Annotated in this window: 22 protein-coding genes and 1 tRNA gene; 2 read left to right on the top strand and 21 right to left on the bottom strand. The window is 41.0% G+C overall.

The genetic code is table 11. The features are described 5' to 3' along the window. The first annotated feature begins 164 nt into the window (after positions 1-164). A complete protein-coding gene (locus tag AC3E8G_RS03260; RefSeq protein ID WP_490677019.1) occupies positions 165-1,109 on the top strand; it encodes a hypothetical protein in 945 nt (314 codons plus the stop codon). Between the two features lie 150 nt (positions 1,110-1,259). Here AC3E8G_RS03260 and AC3E8G_RS03255 read toward each other — a convergent pair whose 3' ends face one another. The 11 genes from AC3E8G_RS03255 to rpiA form a co-directional block, all read right to left on the bottom strand. Then, the gene (locus tag AC3E8G_RS03255) at positions 1,260-2,252 is read right to left on the bottom strand and encodes a hypothetical protein (protein ID WP_490677018.1); all 993 of its coding nucleotides are present in this window, start codon (positions 2,250-2,252) and stop codon (positions 1,260-1,262) included. Positions 2,253-2,301: 49 nt separating this feature from the next. Continuing rightward, the gene (locus AC3E8G_RS03250) at positions 2,302-3,306 is read right to left on the bottom strand and encodes a hypothetical protein (protein ID WP_490677017.1); all 1,005 of its coding nucleotides are present in this window, start codon (positions 3,304-3,306) and stop codon (positions 2,302-2,304) included. A gap of 39 nt (positions 3,307-3,345) precedes the next feature. Continuing rightward, on the bottom strand, positions 3,346-4,368 hold the full coding sequence (locus AC3E8G_RS03245) for a hypothetical protein (RefSeq protein WP_490677016.1): 1,023 nt from the start codon (positions 4,366-4,368) through the stop codon (positions 3,346-3,348). 131 nt (positions 4,369-4,499) lie between these two features. Continuing rightward, positions 4,500-5,231: an NAD-dependent protein deacylase gene (locus tag AC3E8G_RS03240; protein WP_490677015.1), complete on the bottom strand. Its 732-nt coding sequence runs from the start codon at positions 5,229-5,231 to the stop codon at positions 4,500-4,502. A gap of 10 nt (positions 5,232-5,241) precedes the next feature. After that, on the bottom strand, positions 5,242-6,000 hold the full coding sequence (locus AC3E8G_RS03235; protein ID WP_490677014.1) for a hypothetical protein: 759 nt from the start codon (positions 5,998-6,000) through the stop codon (positions 5,242-5,244). Continuing rightward, positions 6,000-6,710, bottom strand: coding sequence for a purine-nucleoside phosphorylase (gene deoD, locus AC3E8G_RS03230; RefSeq protein ID WP_048716249.1), 711 nt, complete (start codon positions 6,708-6,710; stop codon positions 6,000-6,002). The genes AC3E8G_RS03235 and deoD overlap by 1 nt, the downstream gene beginning before the upstream one ends. Positions 6,711-7,110: 400 nt before the next feature. Beyond that, positions 7,111-8,373: a chloride channel protein gene (locus tag AC3E8G_RS03225; RefSeq protein WP_490677013.1), complete on the bottom strand. Its 1,263-nt coding sequence runs from the start codon at positions 8,371-8,373 to the stop codon at positions 7,111-7,113. 17 nt (positions 8,374-8,390) lie between these two features. Further along, positions 8,391-9,200 (bottom strand): purine-nucleoside phosphorylase, encoded by an 810-nt coding sequence (locus AC3E8G_RS03220; protein WP_414279298.1) that lies wholly within the window; start codon positions 9,198-9,200, stop codon positions 8,391-8,393. 13 nt (positions 9,201-9,213) lie between these two features. Next, positions 9,214-9,756, bottom strand: a complete 543-nt coding sequence (locus tag AC3E8G_RS03215; RefSeq protein ID WP_490677012.1) for a DUF1697 domain-containing protein — start codon at positions 9,754-9,756, stop codon at positions 9,214-9,216. Between the two features lies 1 nt (position 9,757). Further along, complete coding sequence (locus tag AC3E8G_RS03210; RefSeq protein ID WP_156676335.1) at positions 9,758-10,969, bottom strand: phosphopentomutase; 1,212 nt, start codon at positions 10,967-10,969, stop codon at positions 9,758-9,760. 126 nt (positions 10,970-11,095) lie between these two features. Continuing rightward, the gene (gene rpiA, locus AC3E8G_RS03205) at positions 11,096-11,773 is read right to left on the bottom strand and encodes a ribose-5-phosphate isomerase RpiA (protein ID WP_490677011.1); all 678 of its coding nucleotides are present in this window, start codon (positions 11,771-11,773) and stop codon (positions 11,096-11,098) included. A 162-nt stretch (positions 11,774-11,935) separates the two neighbouring features. Between rpiA and mnmE the strand changes: the two genes are divergently transcribed. After that, complete coding sequence (mnmE, locus tag AC3E8G_RS03200) at positions 11,936-13,309, top strand: tRNA uridine-5-carboxymethylaminomethyl(34) synthesis GTPase MnmE (protein WP_195610997.1); 1,374 nt, start codon at positions 11,936-11,938, stop codon at positions 13,307-13,309. Between the two features lie 44 nt (positions 13,310-13,353). Here mnmE and AC3E8G_RS03195 read toward each other — a convergent pair whose 3' ends face one another. The 10 genes from AC3E8G_RS03195 to rplS form a co-directional block, all read right to left on the bottom strand. Next, positions 13,354-14,166: a PrsW family glutamic-type intramembrane protease gene (locus AC3E8G_RS03195; protein ID WP_195611004.1), complete on the bottom strand. Its 813-nt coding sequence runs from the start codon at positions 14,164-14,166 to the stop codon at positions 13,354-13,356. A gap of 254 nt (positions 14,167-14,420) precedes the next feature. Further along, the gene (locus tag AC3E8G_RS03190; RefSeq protein ID WP_129822120.1) at positions 14,421-14,708 is read right to left on the bottom strand and encodes a hypothetical protein; all 288 of its coding nucleotides are present in this window, start codon (positions 14,706-14,708) and stop codon (positions 14,421-14,423) included. A gap of 191 nt (positions 14,709-14,899) precedes the next feature. Next, positions 14,900-15,367, bottom strand: a complete 468-nt coding sequence (locus AC3E8G_RS03185; protein WP_129822121.1) for a hypothetical protein — start codon at positions 15,365-15,367, stop codon at positions 14,900-14,902. Between the two features lie 57 nt (positions 15,368-15,424). Beyond that, positions 15,425-16,069 (bottom strand): DUF6572 domain-containing protein, encoded by a 645-nt coding sequence (locus AC3E8G_RS03180; protein WP_490677010.1) that lies wholly within the window; start codon positions 16,067-16,069, stop codon positions 15,425-15,427. A gap of 33 nt (positions 16,070-16,102) precedes the next feature. Next, positions 16,103-16,525, bottom strand: coding sequence for a hypothetical protein (locus AC3E8G_RS03175; RefSeq protein WP_195213966.1), 423 nt, complete (start codon positions 16,523-16,525; stop codon positions 16,103-16,105). A gap of 12 nt (positions 16,526-16,537) precedes the next feature. Beyond that, positions 16,538-16,960 (bottom strand): hypothetical protein, encoded by a 423-nt coding sequence (locus tag AC3E8G_RS03170; RefSeq protein ID WP_490677009.1) that lies wholly within the window; start codon positions 16,958-16,960, stop codon positions 16,538-16,540. A 69-nt stretch (positions 16,961-17,029) separates the two neighbouring features. Then, positions 17,030-17,584, bottom strand: coding sequence for a hypothetical protein (locus tag AC3E8G_RS03165; RefSeq protein ID WP_490677008.1), 555 nt, complete (start codon positions 17,582-17,584; stop codon positions 17,030-17,032). 20 nt (positions 17,585-17,604) lie between these two features. Beyond that, complete coding sequence (locus AC3E8G_RS03160) at positions 17,605-17,838, bottom strand: Imm74 family immunity protein (RefSeq protein ID WP_129822124.1); 234 nt, start codon at positions 17,836-17,838, stop codon at positions 17,605-17,607. A 205-nt stretch (positions 17,839-18,043) separates the two neighbouring features. Beyond that, a tRNA-Arg gene (locus tag AC3E8G_RS03155) sits at positions 18,044-18,115 on the bottom strand. 44 nt (positions 18,116-18,159) lie between these two features. Beyond that, positions 18,160-18,507, bottom strand: coding sequence for a 50S ribosomal protein L19 (gene rplS, locus AC3E8G_RS03150; protein WP_003003254.1), 348 nt, complete (start codon positions 18,505-18,507; stop codon positions 18,160-18,162). Positions 18,508-18,579: the final 72 nt, after the last annotated feature.

The following is an 18,579-nucleotide window of genomic DNA, read 5'->3' as shown; positions in this document are numbered from 1 at the left end:
TTTTTCAAAAATAAGACTTTTCCTTACATCTGCTTCCCATGACGAATCTAGATAATATTGATCACCTATGTTAAAATAGAGGCACTATGTTTGACTGATATCATTGAAACGATGCTTTTAACAACCGCTATTTTTTAAAAACTCACACTGTAACCGGAGTATGTATGAGCAAAAAGATTAAAAAAAGACTGATATGGATTTTCTCCATTCTTATTTCGATGTTGTTACTGATTTACTTTTTAAGTCCTTCCATCAGCGTTGAAACTGTTGACAATGGAGTGTTTGATACGGACCAAAACACTTCAAATTTTCAAAAATCAAACGAGATGTATTTCGTGACTATTTCAGAAAAGAATCTTGAAAACTACTCTACCGAAAAAATAAGGCTTGTAGATGAACAGAACAAGGAAGTAGAGATTGAGAGAAAAGAAATTTCTTCTCAAGGCAAAACCGTCTTATGGTTTTACGGAAAACCTCATGCCAACTATAAATTGGTTTATCACATTCAAAAGAAAAATGATACAGATAAAGCTGTTCTTCAAGAGACTTTTTCCACTGCTGATAAACCATTCAATTTAGAAGATGTTTATCAAATTGTAGAGAAGAAAATAAAGGGTGAATACGATACGAATATAAAAGATAGTATAAGTGATAAGTCAAAGGAAATGACTAAGTCTATTGAAGTCTATTACACCCCTACTAAAAAAGAACTAGAAGCTATTCAACAAGCTTACACAGATACTTTTATAACCCATTCATCTGGTTATAAAGTACATATGGATACAGCTACTTCTACAGGGTATTCTTTTACGGTTACTTCTAACTGGTCTGAACCCGATATAGAGGATCTCAATCGCAGGATTAATGAGCGGGAGAGCCAATTAAAACAAGAGGTTGGTCACGATTTTCGCCAATTATACAAACGAATCATTAGCGAACTACCGGATTTGATCAAACAAACGCCCAAAATAGCCACGATAAAGGAAAATAAAAAAACTTTCAATATCGGAAGAATCGCCCCAAAAGCCATCGAGAAGAGTTATAATTTTTCTAACATCAATCTGTTTGACGATGACTTTGCGGATCCTATCTTAAACATCCTACTGTAAAAACAAGAGGCTGGGACAAAAGTCCTAGCCTCTCAATTATTTTTGGATTGTTGAGCAAGACGCAGTGGTTGAGTGGGCTCTACTACGCTGATTTCATCAGCTTTTACAGCCCTACTCAACTGTGCGGAGGTGGGACGACGAAATCGAATTCTAACGAATTACCGATTTCTGTCCCACTCTCTTGTTTTGATTTGGTATTAAAATTTCAGTAATATATTCATCTTTATTCGATTCGGTGTAAGTTTTTGAAGTGGACTTGAGCTTGTACTCACCATCATCTTCTTTAGAGACAACTAGGCTGTACGTGATTGTCATGTTTAACTGGTTCCCTGTTGGCAGTAAATTTAATGGTAAATTTGAGAATTCATCCGAATAATAGTATCGTCTACCGTAACTTGAAATATGAGCATCCAATGTAACATTTCCATAGTTTGGCCAGGTATCGACATAATTTCTATTTTCTCTTTTCTCGGCGTCCTCCAAAAATTCTATCATATTTGAGGTTGCATACTCATCCTTCTGTTGCATAAAGTAAACTGGAAAAATACTTTTTTGTGTTTCTGTGACATATTTATAATAAGTTTGATCGGTCTGAATGATGGGATCTTTAAACTGAAAACTGACTATCTCTTTTAGATCCGTATCCTGGTAAAGTGTGTCATTTGAATAGATCAGTAAAACATAGTCTAATAAGCTTGTGTCATCGTCACTTTCAAATTTAGGAAATCGATACCGCAGTTGATTATACAATTTATCATCCAATAGATTATCACTAAATGCTGGCCCTTCATAAGAAGTATCAATTGGTATATCTGCCTTGGTATCATCGGTAAAAGTCACATGCATGATGGGCGTTAAGTATTTATCAAAATCCTTTCTTGTTGACTCAACCCAGTTGGCTTCCCATGGGATTGAAATATCCTTCCGATAGAAAAATTCAATATTGATAGACTGAATGATCTTTTTTTGTTTTTTGAGTTCTTTCAGCTTATAATTTTTTATTCTATGGTAGATATGTTCTGAATCAAACCACTCAGGCTTGATGTAATAACGAAGACCGATATAGCCAATAAACAAACCAACTAAAGCCAGATGAATAAATTTTCTCTCAATCTTATTCTTTTTATGTTTTACCTTCTTCATACTAACTCCAAAAATTCATTCTCCTAGCAAAATAGATTTCACCTGAATCTTACTTATGTTGCTTTTCATGCCTTGCTAAATCATTAATCGTGCTGAAATCTATCAGCTTATTGAGGACTTCCTGCACATATTCCTCTTTGTTTTTCTCTGTATAAGTTTTTGTGGCTGTCCGTACCCTCATCAAGTCTTCTCGATCGGTCCTGATCAGCTGTGTACGGATGACGGTTGTTTTAAATTCAGAGCCTGTCAGATCTATTTTCAGCGGCAGATTCGATAGGGAATCTGAATAGTACCATTTATAGTAATAAAATTTATATTGATAGGTATGAGTCAACTCTTTGGCAATAGGGTCGACTCCCCTGTTCCAGTACCCCTTCCAACTTTTATGATAATCATCATAAAAAGGTTGCAAATCTGCTTCCGTCACGTCTTTGCTAATTTTCACAAACACCGGACTATCGGTTTTCTCCGGCAAATTTCCGTACTCGTAGTAGGTTTGCATGTGGCCGGTTGTAGGATTCTTTAGATCAAAGCGCGTGACAGCTTCCGTTTCTGGAGCTTGATAAAGCGTGTCTCCCACATACATCATTCCAGAAAAATAAGCAAAACTAAGATTGCGATTGTACTCTGAGCTAATATTCGGGAATCTAGGAACCATTTCCTTCTCCAAATTATCATTGTATTCCAAATCACGACTGAAAGTTGGACCGAAACGAAGCGCCTCCTGAAGCGGGATCCTGATCTTTGAACCATCGTCCAAGACAGCGTGTAAAATCATATCTCCACCGTCATAAGGGCCAAGATCAGAGCGAAGATCTTCCTTCCAGTCTAGCCCCTCAGGAACTTCTGCATTGTCTTCGTATATAAACTCGAGATTGATTTCTTTAACTTTTGCCTTCTTGGGCTTTATCTTCTCTGCCTTGTAGTTATAGACTTTGATATATTGATAATCCTTATCAAACAAGCCAGGATCAACATCCTTCTTCAGATATTGAGAAAGAGCAAGGAGAATGAGTCCTAACATCACAATAATGAACAGTAATTTCTTTTTCACTCCTCACCTCCTAGGAAATAAATTTCATAAAATGATAGCTTATTTTTTATTTTTATATCTTTTTGTTAACGCGTCATCATTGGATTTTACAAAAGTATCAAGATCGCCTAGAACTTCTTTGATATATTCATCTTTATTTTCTTCTGAATATAACTTAGTCGCCTTTCTCACTTTTACTTTACCATTATCATAATCATAATCCAGTAATTGAGTCCTGGTAACAGAGATTTTAAATTTTGAACCCGTCAGTTTGACACTCACAGGAAGATTGGTTAAAGAATCGGAATAATACCATTTGTCATATAGAAAAGTATAATCATGACTTAGCTCTATTCTAGGTTTTTTATCGCCCCTATTCCAATAACCAAGACTACTGGTGTTATAATCATCATAAAATTCTTGCAATCTGTCCTGATCTCTTCTATCAACTTTTAAATAAATCGGAAATATTGTTTTTCCTGGAGGATTTCCATACTCATAATAGGTCTGTAACTTACCTGTTCTAGGATTTTTGAGGTCAAACCGAGTTACATCAGATGCTCTTGGAATTTGGTATAATGTATCACCAGTGTATAGCATCCCAGAGAGAAAGACGAGCCTATAACCAGACATATACGCCTTATTTAAGCCTGGAAATCTTTGGGTCATGTCTAGAAAAAGTTTATCATCAATGTAAAATTTATCGCTAAAAGCTGGACCAGTTTCATAAAATCTTTTTAGCGGAATCCAAACACTTGTCCCATCATCCAATTTAGCATTCAAAATGACATCACTTTTATAATAGCGATTTGCATTTGTCCAAGTCATTTCTGACCAAGTTAGTCCCTTAGGAACTTCAGCCTCTTTCAAATAAATAAATTCTAGATTTATTTCCTTTATGGTTGACTGTCTATCTTTTATCGAACTAGTTTGATAATTATATACTTTGATGTATTGATTTTTGCTATCAAATAAACCAGGAGCAATATAATATCGAAGCAAAATATAAAGTCCAATAGCAAAACAAACTAAAATTTTGATAGCACGTGGAATTTTACGCTTCACTTTTTTTACCTTTTTCAACTCCTCACCTCCTACGAAATTAATTTCATTATATCATAATCACCATCATTATTATAGACTTTCTAATGAAAGCACATTCAATCAAAAAAACACCTGAAATCAGTGGATTTCCACTTCACTCAGGTGTTCTTTTATTGTCTTAATTTCGAAAACACTTGGCCAATCTTCCCTTCGATGACCAGGTCTACTTGCTTGTCCTGTGGGATACTGGTCTTATTGATGACGACCAGCTTCTCCCCTTGGAAATACTGGATCAGGCTGGCTGCTGGGTAGACGACGAGGGAGGTACCACCGATAATCAGTAGATCAGCCTCTTGGATGGCTTTGGCTGCTTGGCTAAAGACATCCATATCGAGAGGTTCCTCGTAGAGGGTTACATCTGGCTTGACCACCTTACCACAATCGAGACAGTGTGGAACAGGCCCTTCCAAAGCTAGAAAGGACTCTAAATCATAAAAGCGCTGGCAACCGGTACAGTAATTACGGTCGGCACTACCATGGAGTTTCAAGACTTTTTTAGACCCTGCCATTTCATGGAGACTATCAATATTTTGCGTCACCACTGCCTTGAGCTTACCGGTCTCTTCCAGCCAAGCCAGATAGCGATGGGCTGCATTAGGTTTGGCATCTGGGTAGAGCAAGTATTTCTTATAGAAGTCGAAAAAGTCCTCTGGATAGCACTCAAACATGGTATGAGAGACCAGTTGCTCAGCCGAAAAATGGCGCCCCAAGGTGACACTATAGACACCATCAGAGCTCCGGAAATCAGGGATATTGGACTCTGTTGAGACGCCTGCCCCACCGAAAAAGACGATCCGTTGACTCTGATCAATGATTTCTTGCAATTCTTCCAGTTTATCCATGTCTTCCTCCTTACAAGAGTGCCTCGATAACAGCATTGGCCTGGTCGAAGTAAAAGGGTTCTCGCTGGTAAACAATCCCCGTCTCCTGAGCCAAACTCACCAAGAGTTCCATAAAATGCTGGGAGGAGAAACCTGTCGTCCGGTGGAGTTCCTCTTCATCAAAGGGTTTGATCAAGTGGGCCAGAGGATTGCGAACAGATTTTTCCAACTCCCGCAGTTGCTTGGCCGCATCCTTGGTGGAGTCTGGTAAATCCAAAAGTAAGATCAACTCCGTCAAACTGGACGAATTGACCGCACTTTCACTATGGAATTGTTGCAAGTCTGGATTGTCAGAGGTTCGGATCTTGTCAAACTTCCAATGGTCATAGCTGGACTCTTTGGAGTTGTGAATGTAGTCAGCAATATCAGGGATCTGCAACTTAATCAAGCGCATAAAGATCCGGTAAATGGCAGGACTCACCGCACGAATAAAGTCGATGATCTGCTCATTGCGGAGCTTGGCCTCTAAATCATACAGGTAGTTAGCCAACTGTTCCTCTTCTGGGTCCTCATGCCAAAAAAGCTGAAAACCAGTTGCATCTAGCAACTCGGTTCTCAACTTTTGGTTCATGATTGGTTGGATATTGAGCTCTCGACGCTCGGCCATTAACTGCAATAAGGTCAAGACCAGCTCTGGCACGCTCTTCTGCTTCTTAGCAGAGCGAAGGGCCCGACTATACTGGTAGGTCTGAAGATCGTAGAGCCACTCATCATGAAGGTATTCTGCCATTAGTCTGCGATCAAGGTTTCTAGACCAACTTTCATCATGTCTGTGAAAGTATTTTGACGTTCTTCTGCAGTCGTATCCTCATCTGGATTAACCAAACTATCAGAAATGGTCATGATGGCGAGGGCATCCACATGGTGTTGGGCAGCAAGATAGTAAAGAGCCGCTGCTTCCATTTCCACAGCTTTCACGCCCCATTTACCAAGCTCTAAGTTCTTTTCAAAGTAGTTTGAATAGAAGACATCAGAAGACAAGACATTACCAACGTGAGTGGTCATGCCAAGGTCTTTAGCAATGTGGTAGGCCTTATCTAGCAAATCAAAGCTGGCAATTTGTGGGAAATCGTATTGAGGCCAGTCGTTGCGGATGATGTTTGAGTTGGTTGCGGCAGCTTGCGCCAAGACCAATTCACGGACGTGGACATCGCCATTCAAAGAACCAGCTGTCCCCACACGGATCAATTTCTTCACGCCGTAGTCCACGATCAACTCACGCGCATAGATAGAGATGGATGGCATCCCCATTCCAGTACCCATGACAGACACACGATGACCCTTGTAAGTACCCGTGTAACCAAACATGTTCCGAACTTCGTTGAAGCATACAGCATCCTCAAGGAAATTCTCAGCAATAAATTTCGCACGAAGAGGATCTCCAGGAAGGAGAATTTTATCAGCAATTTCACCTTGCTTAGCAGCAATATGGATAGACATAATTAAGATACCAAGGGCGTTAAAGAGGCAAAGTAAAAATAGGAAATCCGACAAAGATGCTACGCATCTAGAAGGATTTATCTTTTTTACACAGCCTCTAGCCCAGGTTCAATTCAAACCCGAACTACCCTTCCTTTCATTTTTTGTTTTGAAAAGCTTTCCGCTCGTGTTCAAATCAGAACACATGCTCTACCTTTCTGTGTGTATTTTTTAGAAAGCTTTCTGCTCATGTTCAAATCGCAACACAAACTCTAGCTTTCCGAATTCATCATAGAGGCCAGGCATCAAAAGTGGGGTTTATTCCAGCCCCAACAACCCTGGTTCCTTATATGCTTAGTTAAATTATACCATAAGAAGATAGGTTTCATCTAGCTTATAGGTTAAATCCCCTACATAAAAACTACTGAATCTTATCTACTGGAGACTCCTTGATTTTTTTCCCCATGAGATGATCCAATCCTTTGGAGAAACCAACAGTTAGAAAAGCTGTCAGCAAGAGATAGGGTAGAGCTGTTAAACCTTGTCCCGTAAACCCAAGGACCAAGCCAGTTGCAGATAAGGGAGCTTTTAAGGTCACTGTCAAAAAGCAAACCGAACCTAGGAGAAAGAAAGCTGGAGTATTTCCAATACCAAGTACCAAAGAGATGAGGGCTGCTCCTGCCATTCCCAGTGCAAAGGAAGGCGTCAGAGTCCCTCCATAGGCACCTGCCCAAAAGGTAAGCAGAACGACTAGAGCTTTTAGGGTAAATAGGAGTAGAATCGTCTGCCATGTGGCCCCATTGAGAATCTCCTGAGCCATCATCCGCCCATTTCCAAGCAGGTGGGGCTGAAAGCTTGCTAGACCAGCTAGGAAAACAAATGCTAATGGCAAAGTGATGAGCATTCGTTTGTCCTTAATTCGATAAATGGATGCCTTCTTTGTGAAACGGGAAAAGAGCCAGGCGACTGGAGTAAGGATGACTATTCCAATAAGCATCTGCCATAAGACAGTAGGTGACCAAGTTATTTCAGACACTTGGTAGAGGGCCCGATCTGAGATGACCCAGCCTGCTGTATAAGCAGCCACATAAGTAGTAATCCCGGCCAAGACAAAGCGTTTTATCGAAAATGCCAGCCCCAAGGTTTCAAAGATAAAAAAGACACTGGTTAGTGGTACTTGGTAGACCGCTGCCAAGCCGGCGCCAGCCCCACAAGCAATCAGAAACATGCGGTCCTTAAACGATAAGTCTAGTGCTCGTCCAAGCGGAGTCGCCAACAAGGCCCCAATCTCCCGGGGGGCTCCTTCTTTTCCTACTGGTGCACCAGCTCCTACGGCAATGATTTGCCAGGTGGAATGGAGCATCTGCTTCAAGAAATGAAGGCGAGTACGTGAAGGTTCCTCCTTCATCTGGCCCTTGATAGAAAGAATGTTTCCCTTTCGCTGTAGGAGATACCAGACCAAGGCTGAGCTGGCACCAACAAGAAACAGGCTGAGCCAAATCCGTGAAGACGTCACTCCATCCGTCAAGAAGCTAGACTGGTGCTCTGAACGACCAAAAGCCAATCCTTCCACTAACTCTAAAAGGTAATGAAGAAAGATACCCGCTAAACCCGAAACAAGCCCTAGCAGACAAGCTGCTAGGACTAGTCTTCGTTTATAAGGAATTGTTTGAAGAGATCTCACAATTCTTTCCAAGGTTCTTACAATTCAGCAAGAATCGCTTTTAGCAATCCTTTGAAGTCGCCTTTGACACGTTCTGTCACTTCCACTACTTCTTCGTGGTTGAGCTCTTCTTGGAAACCAGCCGCAAAGTTAGTAATGCATGAAATACCAAGAACTTTCAAACCAGAGTGAGCAGCAACGATGACTTCAGGAACAGTTGACATACCGACAGCGTCTGCTCCAAGAGTCTTATATGCACGGATTTCAGCTGGAGTTTCATAGGTAGGACCTGTCACACCAATATAAACCCCATCATCCAGTTTAATTCCCAATTTGTCCGCTACTCGATGAGCAGTCTCGCGGTATTCTGGAGTGTAAGCTTTGGACATATCAGGGAAACGTGGACCAAAGTCATCCAAGTTTTCACCGATCAATGGGTTTTGACCTGTCATATTGATGTGGTCAGTAATAGCCATCAAGGTACCAGGACCGAAGCCGATACCTCCAGCAGCGTTGGTTACAAGAACCCCTTCACATCCCAAAACTTTCATGACACGAACTGGGAAAGTCACCACTTCTAGTGGGTTTCCTTCGTAGAAGTGGAAACGTCCTTGAAGGGCCAAGACTTTACGTCCAGCTAGATCACCATAAACCAATTTACCAGCATGTCCGACTACTGTTGATTGACCCCAGTTTGGAATTTCGGAGTAGTCTACTACGACGGCATTTTCGATTTCTTCAGCCAATTCTCCAAGACCTGATCCAAGGATCAAACCAAACTCAGGAGCTTCGATTCCTTTGCCCTTCAAAAATGCTGCTGTTTCATTGATTTTTGCTAATAATGTCATTATGTTCCTCCTATTATTTCTTAAGTAATGCACCGATTTTGTCAAAGGTGTTGGCGTTGCGAATAGTCATCTGGCGATAGAAAGGCATCTTCATCAGATGTTTGTGGTAGGCCGTTTTAGCATAGCTTTCTTCCGAGAATTTCCCCCAGAAAACCGCTACCTTGCCAAAGTGGAGCACTTCTTCTCCCAAATCTAAAGCCAGCAGCTTCTCTTCTACGGATTCCCTACCCAAACCCTCGGTGTAAAACAGGACATCCTTACGAGCCATCTCTTCTGTCCACCATTCCGGTAAGTTCGCACATTCTGCTTCATAGTCTTCTCGACTCAGCAGAGAAAAACGCTCAATAAAGGGATAATGGTTCTCAAAGAAGGTCGACAGACCCTCCACTAATTGAGTCCGCGGAAGATCCGTCGTAAAGAAGATATTGCCACTGTTGATGTAAGTTTCCACCTGGCTGAGGCCCAGCTCGGTCAATTGCTGACGCAGATCCGCCATGACCACCTTATGCTTGCCGCCAACATTGATTCCTCTTACGAGTAAGGCAAAACGCGTCATCTTAGACCAATTTATCTAAGAAGCTTTCACCGATCATGGCTTTCTCCACACCGAAGTTGTCCGCCACTGTCGCTGAGATATCCGCAAAGTGTCCAACTGGGATCAAGCCACTACCTTTGAAGGATGGGCTGTAAGCCAAGAATGGGATGTATTCACGCGTATGGTCTGTACCAGCATAAGTTGGGTCATTTCCATGATCAGCTGTGATCATCAAGAGATCATCTTCTTTCATGGCAGCGATGATTTCTGGCAAGCGCTCGTCAAACTCATGCAAGCAATCACGGTAACCGTGTGGATCACGACGGTGTCCATAAAGGGCATCGAAGTCTACCAAGTTAGTGAACGAGAAGCCATGTTTAAAGTCTTCTGATTTCATAGCCTTGATCAAGTTGTCAATACCGTGGCTGTTTGATTTGTTGTGGCCCATATCATGGTTGATACCAGCGCCGTTGAAGATATCGCTGATCTTACCAACTGAGTAAGTATCGATACCAGCTTCGTTCAATTTGTCCAAAACAGTTGGCGCAAATGGTGAAACGGCCAAGTCACGACGGTTGGCTGTACGAGTGAAGTTTCCTGGTTCCCCAACATAAGGACGAGCAATGATCCGTCCAAGAAGGGCTGGACGTTCCAACGTAATAGAACGAGCGTATTCACAGATACGGTAGAGTTCATCCAAAGGAATGATGTCTTCGTGGGCTGCAATTTGAAGAACTGGGTCAGCTGATGTATAGATGATCAACTCGCCGGTTTCCATTTGGCGTGGTCCGAAGTCATCGATGACCGCTGTACCAGAATAAGGTTTGTTAGCTTCGCGGATGACCTTACGACCTGAGAATTCTTCAATCTTTGTAATAATTTCTTCTGGGAATCCATTCCAGAAAGTATCAAAGGGTTCTGTAATATTAAGACCCATGATTTCCCAGTGACCTGTCATGGTATCTTTTCCAAGAGAGACTTCTTCTAACTTCGTTGCGTAACCAGTTGGATTGCTCTCAGCTGGAACAGTCTTTAAGGGTTGTTCACGCGGAATATTTCCAAGACCTAGCTTTGCCATGTTTGGTACATTCAAACCAACTGCTTTTGAGATGTGTCCAAGTGTGTCAGATGCGCCATCAGGTACACCGGCATTGACAAAGTTATTAGCATCTGGAGCTGCTCCGATCCCTACTGAATCCAATACAACTAAATGCATACGATTAAATTTTGGCATTTTGAATGTCTCCTTTATAATTTAAACTGAATACAGTATAACACAAATTTTTGAAAATGTAACGCTTTCATATAAAATTTTATAAATAAGTTTCATATCCTCAGAAAAAAGGACAAAATGCCCTTTTTAAAGTGATTTGCTAATGATTTTTGGACCTTCTGGTGTCCCTACGATGACTTTGGAAACCATTCCTAAGAAGAGACCATGGTCGACAACACCGACAGTCCGGTCCAACTCTTCTGCCAAGGCTTCAGCATCTGAGATCACTTTCAAATCCAAATCAATGATAAAGTTGCCTTGGTCGGTCACAAAACGCTGGCCGTCCTTTTCACGGTAAGCTGGTGAATAACCCTTCTTTTCAAAATGACGGAAAAGATTCTCTGCTCCGTATTGAACCACTTCTACCGGCAGTTTAAAGGCACCAAGCGTCTCCACTTGTTTAGACTCATCGACAATCCAGATGCAGTCTTTTGAGTTGGTCGCAACGATTTTCTCCATTAAGAGGGCACCGCCCCCACCTTTGATCCCGTTCAAAGCAGGGTCTACTTCATCCGCACCATCTACGGTCAAGTCTACTACTTCTACATCGTCAATGGCTTTGAGAGGAATTCCCAAACCTTCCGCCTGCTCATAAGTCACACTTGAAGTCGTTACAGCAGTAATCTGCAAGCCTTCCTCCTTGATGCGACGTCCCAATTCAGCCACAAAATAATAAGCAGTTGACCCTGTACCAAGACCGACAATCATGCCGTCAGTAACAAACTCAGCCGCCTTAATGCCTACCTGTTCTTTTAGGTTTACCATCATAGACCTCCATTTCTATTCATATTTAGTATAGCATATTGGCCGACAGATTTCACTTCTTAACTGAAAACCTTTTCAACTCCTCCTTCTAAAAGCAATATCTTGCCCCTCTTGCTAGTTTACGATAGAATAGAAGGGAATACACAGGAAAAGAGAAGATACATGATTACTAGAGAATTTGATACTATCGCTGCTATCTCGACTCCGCTCGGTGAGGGGGCTATCGGAATCGTCCGCTTGAGCGGAACAGACAGCTTTAAAATCGCACAAAAGATCTTCAAGGGTAAAGACTTGACCAGCGTGGCTAGCCATACCCTCAACTACGGCCATATCGTGGATCCAGATAAGAATGAGATCCTCGACGAAGTCATGGTCGGAGCCATGCGCTCTCCTAAGACCTTCACTCGCGAAGACATCATCGAGATCAACACTCACGGTGGGATTGCGGTGACCAATGAAATCCTGCAATTGGTGATCCGCGAAGGGGCACGTCTTGCTGAGCCAGGTGAATTTACCAAGCGGGCCTTCCTCAATGGTCGTGTCGATTTGACCCAGGCTGAGGCGGTCATGGATATTATCCGCGCCAAGACTGACAAGGCTATGAACATCGCTGTCAAACAGTTAGATGGATCACTCTCTGATCTCATCAACAACACGCGCCAAGAGATCCTCAATACTCTGGCTCAGGTCGAAGTCAACATCGACTATCCTGAGTACGACGATGTCGAGGAAGCAACGACTGAGATTATCCGTGAGAAGACAACTGAGTTTGAAGCCCTCTTGACCAATCTCCTCAAGACAGCTCGCCGTGGCAAGATTCTCCGTGAAGGGATCTCTACTGCTATCATCGGCCGACCAAACGTCGGTAAGTCCAGCCTTCTCAACAACCTCCTGCGCGAGGAAAAAGCCATCGTGACTGATATCGAAGGGACAACCCGTGACGTCATCGAGGAATACGTCAACATCAACGGTGTTCCTCTCAAGCTGGTCGATACGGCTGGGATCCGCGAGACAGAGGACATTGTCGAACGCATCGGGGTGGAACGCTCTCGCAAAGCCCTTAAAGAAGCCGACCTGGTCCTTCTGGTCCTCAACGCCAGTGAACCCTTGACCGATCAGGATCGCCAGTTGCTGGAAATCTCCCAAGATAGCAACCGCATCATCCTCCTCAACAAGGTCGACCTCCCGCAACAAATCGAGTTGGACGAGATTCCTGCTGATCATATCAAAATTTCCGTCCTGAAAAACCAAAATATCAACCAGATCGAAGACCGGATCAATGCCCTCTTCTTTGAAAATGCTGGCCTGGTCGAGCAAGATGCTACATACCTGTCCAATGCCCGCCATATCTCTCTCATTGAGAAAGCCGTTGAAAGCCTCCAAGCCGTCAACGAAGGCCTGGCTATGGGCATGCCAGTGGACCTGCTCCAAGTCGACCTGACCCGTACTTGGGAAATCCTTGGAGAGATCACAGGAGACGCTGCTCCAGACGAGCTCATCACCCAACTCTTCAGCCAGTTCTGTCTTGGAAAATAAGATTCAAAAAAATCGTATGTTGCAAACATACGATTTTTCTATTCTTAATTTCCTTGGTCCATACTTTGGACAGTGAGGTAGGCTTGGTAGACCAAGAAGAGTCCTACTGCTGTTAAGAATGGAATAGCGAGAGGGAGTTCTGTCTCGATTTGGCCAAATGGTGAATTGCCGACAAAGTGAAGGCCAAAACCAGATACAAAATAGAACCAACCCGTCAGCATCAACTCCTTGCGACCTTTTGTAGCTTGAACGATCAAGTAGAGACCCACCATGAAGAGGGCTGTGTAGACCCAGTGTGATACGACCCCATTCATGATCCGACCTAGGATACCAGATACTGCGTATGAGAAGCCTTCTGGCATGTCTTGACGGATATAGGCAAAGTCCTCCACAATCTGGAAACCAAGACCAGATGCAATCGCTAAAAGGAAGATAGATTTGATCCGACGTACATTGAACAAGTAGAGGACAAAGAAGATCGGAATCAACTTGAAGGGTTCCTCAAAGAGTGGTCCTGCGATGGCACTCTCATACTGGTTCCAAAAGTCGCTATTAGGTGCTATCGCTTGAATCATCTCATGGAAATAGGTATTGGCAAAACTAGATAACCAACCTGCGATAAAGCCCCCACCTAGAAGTGAAAAGAGAACCGGAATCCAAGACAACTTCCACTTCTTGGAGAAATGAAAGAGAGCCCAAACAGCAGGAATCGCATAAACTAGGAGCAAGAGGACAGAGATACCAATGATTCCATACTGGCTGCCTGTCATCCACCCAGCTGTGATAGACTGCGTCTCATAAGCCAGACCAATCGAGAGCAAGAATAAAAATAGAAACAAAATCGATTTGCGTTTCATAAAAAACCTTTCTTTAAAACAATTAAAAAGGCTGGAAATCCAGTCTTTTTGTCTATATGGATATTGTAACAATAAAAGCTTAAAAAAACAATAAATGGCTACGGGGAATAGAGACTGCTGAGTACTGCAAATTATTGAAGGCATTTTGTGACCATCCGAAACAACAGAGCTCTAGAACTAGGGAACATTGATACTATCAACTCCACACATCCCACATAGACAGTTTCCCTTATGTTTTTTAATATTCATCAAAACTATATCTTGTACAAATTATTTAATCTTTCTAACTCTAATACATTCATACATACTTCTACTCCAGTAACTACCCCCTTACTATAAATAATTCCACAAGAAAACACAATCCTATCCGTACTCAAAAAATTTGACAATACTACAAATGATTCCAAAACATAATCCTCTATAGTAATAAAACAATTATTTTTATCTTTAAAAAACTTTATAAATCCAAAATCCTTACACCTATCACCAAAATAAAACTTAAGTGATTTTAAATAATAATCAAAAAATGCATCATTTTCCATAGAAAGCCCTTTATTTTATATCATACAAAAAATACGTTTTAGAACTATTCGAAACAACACAGCTCTAAAACTCACTCACCTCGTCAACTTCCATTCCCTCGCATTCAGTTGTACAGTTACTTAAATCTTGAGAGTACAAAAACCAACTCCAGAAACAGCCTTACCGATACTAGGTTAAATAGAAAATGATTTCATATTTTTCTCCTTCGGTCTACTGGCAAATCCTTTCTACGACGTAAAATGGTTACTTCGCTGACAGGGATTTTTCCTGATGCATACGTGATAAGACCATACTTATCATCCATCAATTCCGCACCATCTGCTATATTGTTTTCATTTAAAAATTCTTTATCAGAAACTAATATTCGCACATAAGAATCGGGTGCTGTAAAATCATCATCTCCACGCTTGTGACCAGCCATTTCAAATTCCTGACCTTTATACAAAACACGATCATAAACCGAATACCTCTGACTAACCTCACTATAAGGCTCAAGCTTCCCGTATACGCCTTCTCCGGCATCATCTACATAGCAACTATAGGGAACGTAGCCTTCTTTCAACATTGCCGGATCTTTTGAAAGAAGAATATAATCATTTATATAATTCACAAAATTAGAGTATACTTTGTTTTGGTAAACTAGATATTCTTTATCCATTTTATCCCTCCACGTATTCCATTATAGCACAAAAAGAGAGCGTTCCCGCTCCCTTTATTACTCCGGCAATTCTACCTTCAAGCTCATATTTGTTGGTTGTAACACTTTCTGAACAGCTGCGAGAAAGGCCAATCCATTATCAGATGGAGAGTATTGAAAAGTAATTTGGATGAATTTTTTATTAAAGTTATCACCATATCGATCCACATACTGCTTGTTTTCGAGGAAGTAGATATAGTTATTTAGTTTTTCCTGCATAATTTCCAAATGGACTGCTTCTATCTCTTCCTCCCAGCCAACTGGATCCATCAAAAGAAGTTCTAAATGACTATCAACAACACCAATAGCGTTAAGTTCAGTTGGTTTGAGCTCTGAGGAAATTGCTTTTTGTAACAGTTCTTCAAATTCTTGATTGGAAAACAACCGTTTAATAGATGATGGATTTACTAAAATACGAACTGGTGAGGATCTAAAATAATTTTGTCTGGCTACTTCTTTACTTTCTTTAGTCACCCATTCTCCAGTTTGTAAGAATAACTCAACCTCATAAGCATCCTGTTCTGACCTTAAAGCCTTGTCCACTAATTCTTTACTAACTGGATAAGTAACTTCTCTATCTTGAAAACCTCCTGTCATCCAGGACATTGTATAATTGCCATTTTCTTCAGTTATAATGAATCCATTCCCCTTTATCTGATTCATTTAAAAATAAACCCTCTCTATTTTCCCCATAAGCTATTTCAATGGCGATACATAATCATCTGGAAGTCTCCCTCTCCAATCAATCCACATTTGCTCAGCAAGTGGAATTAATCTTTCAAGCTCTTCATGAGTAAATAATTCTCTAGTTTCAGGTAAATCAATTAATGATGTAGGACTCTCTTCTATGAATCGTTTCTCACTAGCTTTCTTCTCTTCTTCCGTAGGTGGCCACCGATCGGTCTCAATCTTGTAAAATATTTCGAGTAGTGATCTCTCTCCACTATCTAATAAGGCAAATAGCTCATTTGGTAATTCATAGACTACTAACCAAGAAGCCACAGTTCCCTCTTCTGAAACTAAATAATATTTATCCTCATTTTTCCAGATAGATTTCCCATATCCTTCAACTTCTTCAAACTGGATAACATCTTCCCATTGTAGTTTTGTTGGTTTCATTTTACACCTTCCTTACCTAAGTGGTGATACATAATCGTCTGGAAGTTTGCCTCTCCAGTCAATCCATTTTTGTTCAGCAAGCGGAATTAATCTTTCAAGCTCTTCCTGAGTAAATAACTCTCTAGTTTCAGGTAAATCAATTAATGATGTAGGACTCTCTTCTATGAATCGTTTCTTACTAGCTTTCTTTTCTTCTTCCGTCGGTGGCCAACGATCGGTTTTAATCTTCCAAGATATTTCGAGTAGCGATCTCTCTCCACTTTCTAATAAGGCAAACAACTCATTTGGTAATTCATAGACTACTAACCAAGAAGCCACAGTTCCCTCTTCTGAAACTAAATAATATTTATCCTTATCTCTCCAGATATGCCGGCCGTAACCTTTTACCTCTTCAAACTTGGTAACATCTTCCCATTCTAGGTTGGTTGGTTTCATTTGTATTCTCCTAGTGCAAGTTATTCTCTCAACCAGAATATCATTAAATCAGGCTTCTTTTTCTCTTCCTCAATAGGCAATGCCATCTTTTACCCATTTTCTATTTTCTAACTCCACATCAAAATAGAAATCCCTTCGACCAAATTTATCAAAACAATCCTCTTTAAGAGCCTCACAGACAATTCTCAGTTTCTCTTTACTTATCTCAGAAATATACATCATTGTATATCCTATAGGAGATTCAATTTGGTCGATTCTCTCACCTTCTAAATTATAAATCTCTAGTTCTGACGGAAGTCCAAAGTCACTTGATAAGCAAAATATGCTGAAGATACGCTGATATTTAGGGCTAAAGCGAAGATGATGTAAATGAGGGAAACCAATCTGGTGTTGACCATTATGATTCCAATCTAGGGTTCCTTCTATCAGATTTTGTTGCCCTATCAATTTTCCTTCTAAACTAAAGTAGAAAATGATTTTGCTTACAAAGTTTTCTCCACTATAGACGATAACAATGTTCTCATCTTTATTATATTCCGCATGAATGATATCTGATAGTTCTATCTTTATTACACAACCATCCCATCCCCATATAACCATCCATTCACTGTAATCAATTTTCATCATCCTTCTCCTACTCTAACTCAGATAAATTCGATCTGTATTGTCTGCTCAGTCATCATGGAGTTCACTTCCTCGACAAGTTTATCTATCTCGTTCTGTGTGATAGGAATGTGGTTGTAAGGTGGCTCCCAATTCTGTATGCTTGACCTATATACAATAAAGCTACCATCAATCAACAACTCTCCCTCTGCTTTTAAAACATAGCCATTTTCATAGTCAAATGTGATGATAGACCTTGTACCAGAAATTTTCATTCTACTCCCTTTTCTTTATCCCTTTCAGACTAAACTTGTAGAGCACTCATAATCTTTTAATTTGGTATTCCAAAATGATAGGACTACCTTAAAAATCAATGTTCTCATTTTCCACTATTATACCATACAAGCACTTTCCCCATGATCCATCCTTCCATAAACCAACAAAAAAACACTGAATCTTCAGTGTTCTCTTTTCTATTTCTGTCCCCTGCCGGAATCGAACCAGCAACTACTCCTTAGGAGGGAGTTGTTATATCCATTGAACTAAGGGGACCTATAAAAAAAAGAAGCGAGATCACTCCCGCCTCCTTATTCGTCTTAACGACGGATTTCTTTAATACGAGCTGCTTTACCTTGCAATGCACGAAGGTAGTACAATTTCGCACGACGTACTTTACCGTAACGTACAACTTCAATCTTTTCTACACGTGGAGTGTGTACTGGGAATGTACGTTCAACACCGACACCGTTAGAGATTTTACGAACAGTGTACATTTCAGTGTGTCCTTGACCTTTACGAGCGATAACAACGCCTTCAAAGATCTGGATACGTTCACGAGATCCTTCGACAACTTTCGCGTGTACACGAACAGTGTCACCAGGACGGAATGCAGGGATATCAGTACGAAGTTGACCTTCAGTCAAGCTTTGGATTAATGGATTCATTTTATTCTCCTATCTTCGTCAATCTTGAGGGCTACTCCCCCAGCGGATAAACTGTATTTTTGTGCTTCCATT

Source organism: Streptococcus sp. SCPM-O-B-15294 (M123) (genome assembly GCF_058200455.1).
This window is presented reverse-complemented; position numbering and strand designations above follow the sequence as displayed.

Excerpts from the sequence above, each read along its gene's own strand:
- AC3E8G_RS03185 (WP_129822121.1), bottom strand. The coding sequence starts at position 15,367 with ATGGATAAAGAATATCTAGTTTACCAAAACAAAGTATACTCTAATTTT.
- AC3E8G_RS03215 (WP_490677012.1), bottom strand. The coding sequence starts at position 9,756 with ATGACGCGTTTTGCCTTACTCGTAAGAGGAATCAATGTTGGCGGCAAG.
- AC3E8G_RS03175 (WP_195213966.1), bottom strand. The coding sequence starts at position 16,525 with ATGAAACCAACAAAACTACAATGGGAAGATGTTATCCAGTTTGAAGAA.
- AC3E8G_RS03240 (WP_490677015.1), bottom strand. The coding sequence starts at position 5,231 with ATGGATAAACTGGAAGAATTGCAAGAAATCATTGATCAGAGTCAACGG.
- AC3E8G_RS03170 (WP_490677009.1), bottom strand. The coding sequence starts at position 16,960 with ATGAAACCAACCAACCTAGAATGGGAAGATGTTACCAAGTTTGAAGAG.
- AC3E8G_RS03190 (WP_129822120.1), bottom strand. The coding sequence starts at position 14,708 with ATGGAAAATGATGCATTTTTTGATTATTATTTAAAATCACTTAAGTTT.
- AC3E8G_RS03235 (WP_490677014.1), bottom strand. The coding sequence starts at position 6,000 with ATGGCAGAATACCTTCATGATGAGTGGCTCTACGATCTTCAGACCTAC.
- mnmE (WP_195610997.1), top strand. The coding sequence starts at position 11,936 with ATGATTACTAGAGAATTTGATACTATCGCTGCTATCTCGACTCCGCTC.
- AC3E8G_RS03260 (WP_490677019.1), top strand. The coding sequence starts at position 165 with ATGAGCAAAAAGATTAAAAAAAGACTGATATGGATTTTCTCCATTCTT.
- AC3E8G_RS03160 (WP_129822124.1), bottom strand. The coding sequence starts at position 17,838 with ATGAAAATTTCTGGTACAAGGTCTATCATCACATTTGACTATGAAAAT.
- AC3E8G_RS03195 (WP_195611004.1), bottom strand. The coding sequence starts at position 14,166 with ATGAAACGCAAATCGATTTTGTTTCTATTTTTATTCTTGCTCTCGATT.
- AC3E8G_RS03210 (WP_156676335.1), bottom strand. The coding sequence starts at position 10,969 with ATGCCAAAATTTAATCGTATGCATTTAGTTGTATTGGATTCAGTAGGG.
- rpiA (WP_490677011.1), bottom strand. The coding sequence starts at position 11,773 with ATGGTAAACCTAAAAGAACAGGTAGGCATTAAGGCGGCTGAGTTTGTT.
- AC3E8G_RS03220 (WP_414279298.1), bottom strand. The coding sequence starts at position 9,200 with ATGACATTATTAGCAAAAATCAATGAAACAGCAGCATTTTTGAAGGGC.
- AC3E8G_RS03165 (WP_490677008.1), bottom strand. The coding sequence starts at position 17,584 with ATGAAAATTGATTACAGTGAATGGATGGTTATATGGGGATGGGATGGT.
- AC3E8G_RS03255 (WP_490677018.1), bottom strand. The coding sequence starts at position 2,252 with ATGAAGAAGGTAAAACATAAAAAGAATAAGATTGAGAGAAAATTTATT.
- rplS (WP_003003254.1), bottom strand. The coding sequence starts at position 18,507 with ATGAATCCATTAATCCAAAGCTTGACTGAAGGTCAACTTCGTACTGAT.
- deoD (WP_048716249.1), bottom strand. The coding sequence starts at position 6,710 with ATGTCTATCCATATTGCTGCTAAGCAAGGTGAAATTGCTGATAAAATT.
- AC3E8G_RS03180 (WP_490677010.1), bottom strand. The coding sequence starts at position 16,069 with ATGAATCAGATAAAGGGGAATGGATTCATTATAACTGAAGAAAATGGC.